5 protein-coding genes are annotated in these 5,114 nt (G+C 45.2%); 4 read left to right on the forward strand and 1 reads right to left on the reverse strand.

The window, feature by feature from the left end; translation table 11 throughout:
* The 4 genes from aspS to ppa form a co-directional block, all read left to right on the forward strand.
* Positions 1-1,190 (forward strand): aspartate--tRNA ligase (gene aspS, locus Q0277_RS06080; protein ID WP_297996500.1); only part of this gene is annotated, 1,190 nt, incomplete at its 5' end.
* Complete coding sequence (locus Q0277_RS06085; protein ID WP_297996502.1) at positions 1,187-1,768, forward strand: adenylate kinase; 582 nt, start codon at positions 1,187-1,189, stop codon at positions 1,766-1,768. The genes aspS and Q0277_RS06085, both read left to right, overlap by 4 nt.
* A gap of 271 nt (positions 1,769-2,039) precedes the next feature.
* Positions 2,040-2,396, forward strand: a complete 357-nt coding sequence (locus Q0277_RS06090) for a NirD/YgiW/YdeI family stress tolerance protein (protein ID WP_297996504.1) — start codon at positions 2,040-2,042, stop codon at positions 2,394-2,396.
* Positions 2,397-2,405: 9 nt separating this feature from the next.
* On the forward strand, positions 2,406-2,924 hold the full coding sequence (ppa, locus tag Q0277_RS06095; RefSeq protein ID WP_297996506.1) for an inorganic diphosphatase: 519 nt from the start codon (positions 2,406-2,408) through the stop codon (positions 2,922-2,924).
* Positions 2,925-3,490: 566 nt separating this feature from the next.
* Here ppa and Q0277_RS06100 read toward each other — a convergent pair.
* Positions 3,491-5,114: TonB-dependent receptor (locus Q0277_RS06100; protein WP_297996508.1), on the reverse strand; the 1,624-nt coding region annotated here is incomplete at its 5' end.

Consider the following 5,114-nt stretch of genomic DNA (forward strand, 5'->3'; position numbering starts at 1 on the left):
TCTACGCGCTTCCGCAAAGTCCGCAGCTTTTCAAGCAGCTTTTGATGTGCTCGGGCTTTGATAAATACTTCCAGATCGCGCGCTGCTTCCGCGACGAAGACCTGCGCGCCGACCGCCAGCCGGAATTTACGCAGATCGATATCGAGATGAGCTTCAATACCCAATACGACGTAATGCGCGTAGCCGAGGAGGTTTTAAAGGACATTTTCAAATCCTGCGGCCGCGAGATCGTCACCCCTTTTAGACATATGGAGTACAAAGACGCGATGGAGCTTTACGGCAGCGACAAACCCGATCTGCGCTACGATATGCCTTTCATCGACGTAGCCGATATTTTTGAAAAATCGAGCAATGAAATTTTTTCAAATTTAGCCAAAGACCGCAAGGCTAACCGCGTAAAAGCTCTTAAAGTCGAGGGCGGCGATCTTAAATTTAGCAAGCGCCAGATGCAAGGCTTTGAGGAATACGTGAAAAAATTCGGCGCGCAGGGCCTCGCATTTATTCAAGTAAAAGAGGACGGGCTAAAGGGACCGCTGGTAAAATTCTTTGAAAAAAGCGAGCTGGACGAGCTCATCAAGCGCTGCGAGCTTAAAGTCGGCGACGTCGTATTTTTCGGCGCGGGCAAAAAGAAAATCGTGCTTGATTATATGGGCAGATTTAGAATTTTCCTCGCAAACGAGCTTGGTCTCATAGATCCGAATAGGCTTGAGTTTTTGTGGGTCGTAAATTTCCCTATGTTTGAGCAAAACGACGACGGCAGCTACTCCGCGATGCACCATCCTTTCACTATGCCGAACAATCCCGACGAGCCAGATTTAGAGGACATTACCTCGATAGCCTACGACGTCGTGCTAAACGGCATCGAACTTGGCGGCGGCAGCATCAGGATCCACAAGGCAGACATTCAAGAGAAGGTCTTTAGGTTGCTTAAGATCGAGCCTGCGGAGCAGAGGGAGAAATTCGGCTTCCTGCTTGATGCGCTAAGCTTCGGCGCGCCTCCGCACGGAGGTATCGCGATCGGCTTTGATAGGCTGATGATGCTGGTTACCGGCTCAAGCAGTATCCGCGAGGTTATCGCGTTTCCTAAAACGCAGCGCGCGCAGTGTCCGCTCACCAAAGCCCCTAGCGTCGTTACAGACGAGCAGCTTCGCGAGCTAGGTCTTAGGCTTCAGAAAAAGGAGCAAAAATGAAAAGCCTTTTTCTAATCATCGGTGCTCCGGGAAGCGGCAAAACGACCGATGCGAGCATGATCGCTCAGATGAATCAAAGCATCGAGCACTACTCCACGGGCGATCTGCTGCGCGCCGAGGTGGCAAGCGGCAGCGCTCTTGGTAGGCAGATAGATAGCTTCATATCTAAAGGCAATCTCGTGCCTCTTGATATCGTCGTAAATGCTATCGTTAGCGCGATTAAAAGCTCACCTAAAGACTTCATCATCATCGACGGCTATCCAAGAAGCGTCGAGCAGATGAATAAGCTAGACGAAGTGCTGCGAGGCGACGATGATGTAAATCTTAGCGCAGTCATCGAGGTGTGCGTCAGCGAGGAGGTCGCCAAGGAGCGTGTTTTAGGACGCGCTCGCGGAGCGGACGATAACGAGGAGGTCTTTAAAAACCGCATGGCGGTATTTTCAGAGCCGATCGAGGATATTCGTAAATTTTACGGTGACGCGGGCATATTTTACAGCGTAAACGGCGAGCGTACGGTCGAGGAGATCGTAGCCGACATAAACGCTATAATCGCCGCGCAGATTGAAAAACTGAGCTAGCGCGCTTGGATGGCGGCTTAAATTTAAAGCGCACCCAGCTTCTTTTTCATACCGCAAGCGGCACAGATCGCGCTTAAATTTAACGCGCCTCTGTGCGAGCGCGCTTTTAAATTTATAGCTTGCCGTTGCGCGAGATAATTAAAAATTTAAGCGTAAATTTAAGCAGCTCGCCGTGTAAATTTAAATGCACGCGTCAAATGCGAGCGGATTTTAAATTTAATGAAATTTCGGATCTGTTTGCGGACGCAGAGATTAAAATTTAAGGATAGATATGGTTAGAAAATTTTTAATTAGTATGGCTTTGTGCGCGGCTGCATTCGCCGCGGGCGGGTTCGTGCCAAGCGGCGCGACGGCACAAACTCAGCCGTCAAGCGTCAAAGAAGCGCTTAAATTAAGAGATGATTCTTTTGTCGTAATCGACGGCAAGATAAAATCTCAACTAAGACACAAACATTATCGATTTGTGGATCAAAACGGCGATAGCATCGAGGTTGAGATCGACGATGACGTTTGGCGCGGCGTGAGCGTGGATGAAAATACGCTCGTGCGAATCACTGGCGAGATCGATAAAGATTTTACCAAAACGACGATAGACGTGAAAAATATCAAAATTTTAAATTCTAAATAAAGGAAAACTATGGATCTTTCAAAGATAAAAGTGGGCTCAAACCCCGATAAAATCAACGCAGTGATCGAGATCCCTTACGGCTCGAATATCAAATACGAGATCGACAAAGCAAGCGGTGCGCTTTGCGTCGATCGCGTGCTCTACGGCGCGATGTTTTACCCCGCAAACTACGGCTTCGTGCCGAACACCCTAGCAGACGACGGCGATCCTGCGGATGTTTTGGTTCTAAACGAATACCCGCTTGCCGCAGGCAGCGTGATCCCGTGCCGCTTAATCGGCGTTTTGATGATGGAGGACGAAAGCGGAATGGACGAGAAGCTGCTTGCCGTGCCGGTTAGCAAGATCGATCCGCGATATGAGGGCATTAAAGAGGTCTCCGATCTGCCTAAAGCGACGCTGGATAAAATTAAAAATTTCTTCGAAACCTACAAGCTTTTAGAGCCGAATAAATGGGTCAAAGTAAAGGATTTCGCAAGCGTCGCGGAAGCCGAGAAAATTCTAGATAAAGCGATTAAGGCTTATAAATAATACATTTTTGCGCGCTCGGCGTTAAAATTTAATCAAAATTTGACCGATCCGCTCGGTCAAATTTATCGTTAAATTTTAATTCTACAAATTTTCAAAATCTTATAATATTTTAAATTCCGCGCAAATTTTACCTGAAGCCCGCGCTTGGTTTTTATCACTCATTTTCGGCGGCTAAGTAGTCTGGATTATTTAAATAAAATTTTTTAAAACTACATTGCGCGAAATGGCGCGCGGGGATCGGAGCTTTATACGTTAACAACGGAGAAATTCCGCGAGCTAAAATGCTTCATAGAGACCGCAGTTAAAATTAAAAATTCGCTATCTTGATTTTGAAAGAGATCGTGAGCGTCATTGCAAAATTATAAAGCTGACATCAATTACAGACAGGAGCCCTTGGACTGCCGCGCTACGTAAAATTTGAAATTTACACGCTGCATAAAATTCGGGAATCTAAATGATGCCAAATGATTTACTATCGCCATCCTTTTTAAATTTAGTAATAAATCTATAAATTTTGATTCCAAAAGCTTTCGTTTTAATAAGACATCAAACACCTGGTTAAATTTTTAAAACTGAAACTCCCATGTGAGTTTATAGTTCCTACCCGGCGAGTAAAAGCGGTTGATGCCAAGTCCTGTTTCTTGATCTATCAGATTGCTAGTTCCAAAAGGCCTTATTGATCTGGCACTTTCCCAAGTGATATATTTGCGATCGGTTATATTATAAACGCCCGCTCGAAGCGTCAGATATTTGATCGGCTTGGCGTAGGTTACGAAATCGAGCGTCGTATATCCGCCGCTCCTCCATTCCACCTCGCTATTTCTTACGGGTTTGCCGTTTACGATTTTGCCGCCTAGATACTGCTCGTACCAATACATATTGTAGGTATCTCTCGCCTTTTTCGCAGCTACCGCAGTTACAAATAGATCTGCGCCGAATTTATCGCCTGGGCTTTGGTAGCTTACACTATAAACCGCCGTTCTAGGCTGGATCGCATTCATCGGGGTATCTATTTTGCCATTACCTATGTCCATTCTACCCTTTTGGATACTTAGCTTGTATCCAATGCTAAAACCCTGCAATGGCTGCCAAATTTGATCCAAAGCCAGTCTTGAATCTATCTCTATTCCTCTTACTCTTGCTTTCGGACGATTTACGTTTTGATACACAGAGGCAGGCATTGTACTTCCGCCGTTTCCGTAAGGAAGCTGGAATTCCCCCTTATACTGTAAATCTATAAAATTCCTATAATCCGTTTGGAATAAATTCAATGTAACGAAGCTTGGAGAATTATGAAGCGTAAAGGCAATCTCTTTAGTCTTTGCCGTTTCTTTTTTCAAATCCAAATTCGGATATATCGAAAAATCGGGGTGCTGAAACGTGAAGTAAATTTCATCCGAGGTAGGAGCTCTAAATCCGTTTGCGTATTTAAGCTGAATTCTAAAAAAATCGAGCGGATCGATATTCGTAGATAAAGAATATGAGTTTGCCGAATACTTTCTCTTTTGCGAAGCCAAATACACGGCGTTGGCTTCGGCGTTAGCATCTCTATGAGCTTTTATCTCGTCGTTAGACGGAGTGCCCGGAAGCGGCGTGTATGGAACGAACATCCCGATAAACAGATCGGTCGGAATTTTAGGCGTAACGCCCGGAGTATATGAGGGATTGTGTTTAACCTTATCATACCTATAATTAAGATCAAAGGCTAAAACATCGTTTATACGAAAGTCATCTCCCACATAAAGCGCTCCGGTTTTGGTCTCAACCGGAATAAGGAAGCTAAAAGGATCATCTTCGTGACCGCAAAGCGATACGTAGTCGTTTCCGTTGTATAATTTACACTTATCGGCATACCAAGTGCCTAGTATAGGAAAAGACGGATTGGTATTTGATATGCCGAAAAAGGTATTCGCCCACCATTGTTTATTAATGGGACCGTATCCTTGTCTATTTACCATTCGCTTATCGCTTTTGCTATAAAGACCCCCGTAGCTTAGGGTATGCTCGGTGCTTTTTATATTAAAATCCTTGGTAAGATCTAGATTGAATTGCTTCGTATCGGTGATTAGATCCCTATCTTTCCAGTTATTATCCACAAATCCGTGTTGAGTAGGCAGCAAAAGGTAATCGCCGTTGCTGTCTTTCGGGTTTATTACCGCATAATTTCCTTTGCCGTTAGGCGTAGGCGTA

Origin of the sequence: uncultured Campylobacter sp., assembly GCF_938030815.1 — a bacterium.
In the GTDB taxonomy this organism is placed as follows: domain Bacteria; phylum Campylobacterota; class Campylobacteria; order Campylobacterales; family Campylobacteraceae; genus Campylobacter_B.

What these genes read in the sequence shown, in the direction of transcription:
- Q0277_RS06085 (WP_297996502.1), top strand. Translation starts at nt 1,187, where the DNA reads ATGAAAAGCCTTTTTCTAATCATCGGTGCTCCGGGAAGCGGCAAAACG.
- Q0277_RS06090 (WP_297996504.1), top strand. Translation starts at nt 2,040, where the DNA reads ATGGTTAGAAAATTTTTAATTAGTATGGCTTTGTGCGCGGCTGCATTC.
- ppa (WP_297996506.1), top strand. Translation starts at nt 2,406, where the DNA reads ATGGATCTTTCAAAGATAAAAGTGGGCTCAAACCCCGATAAAATCAAC.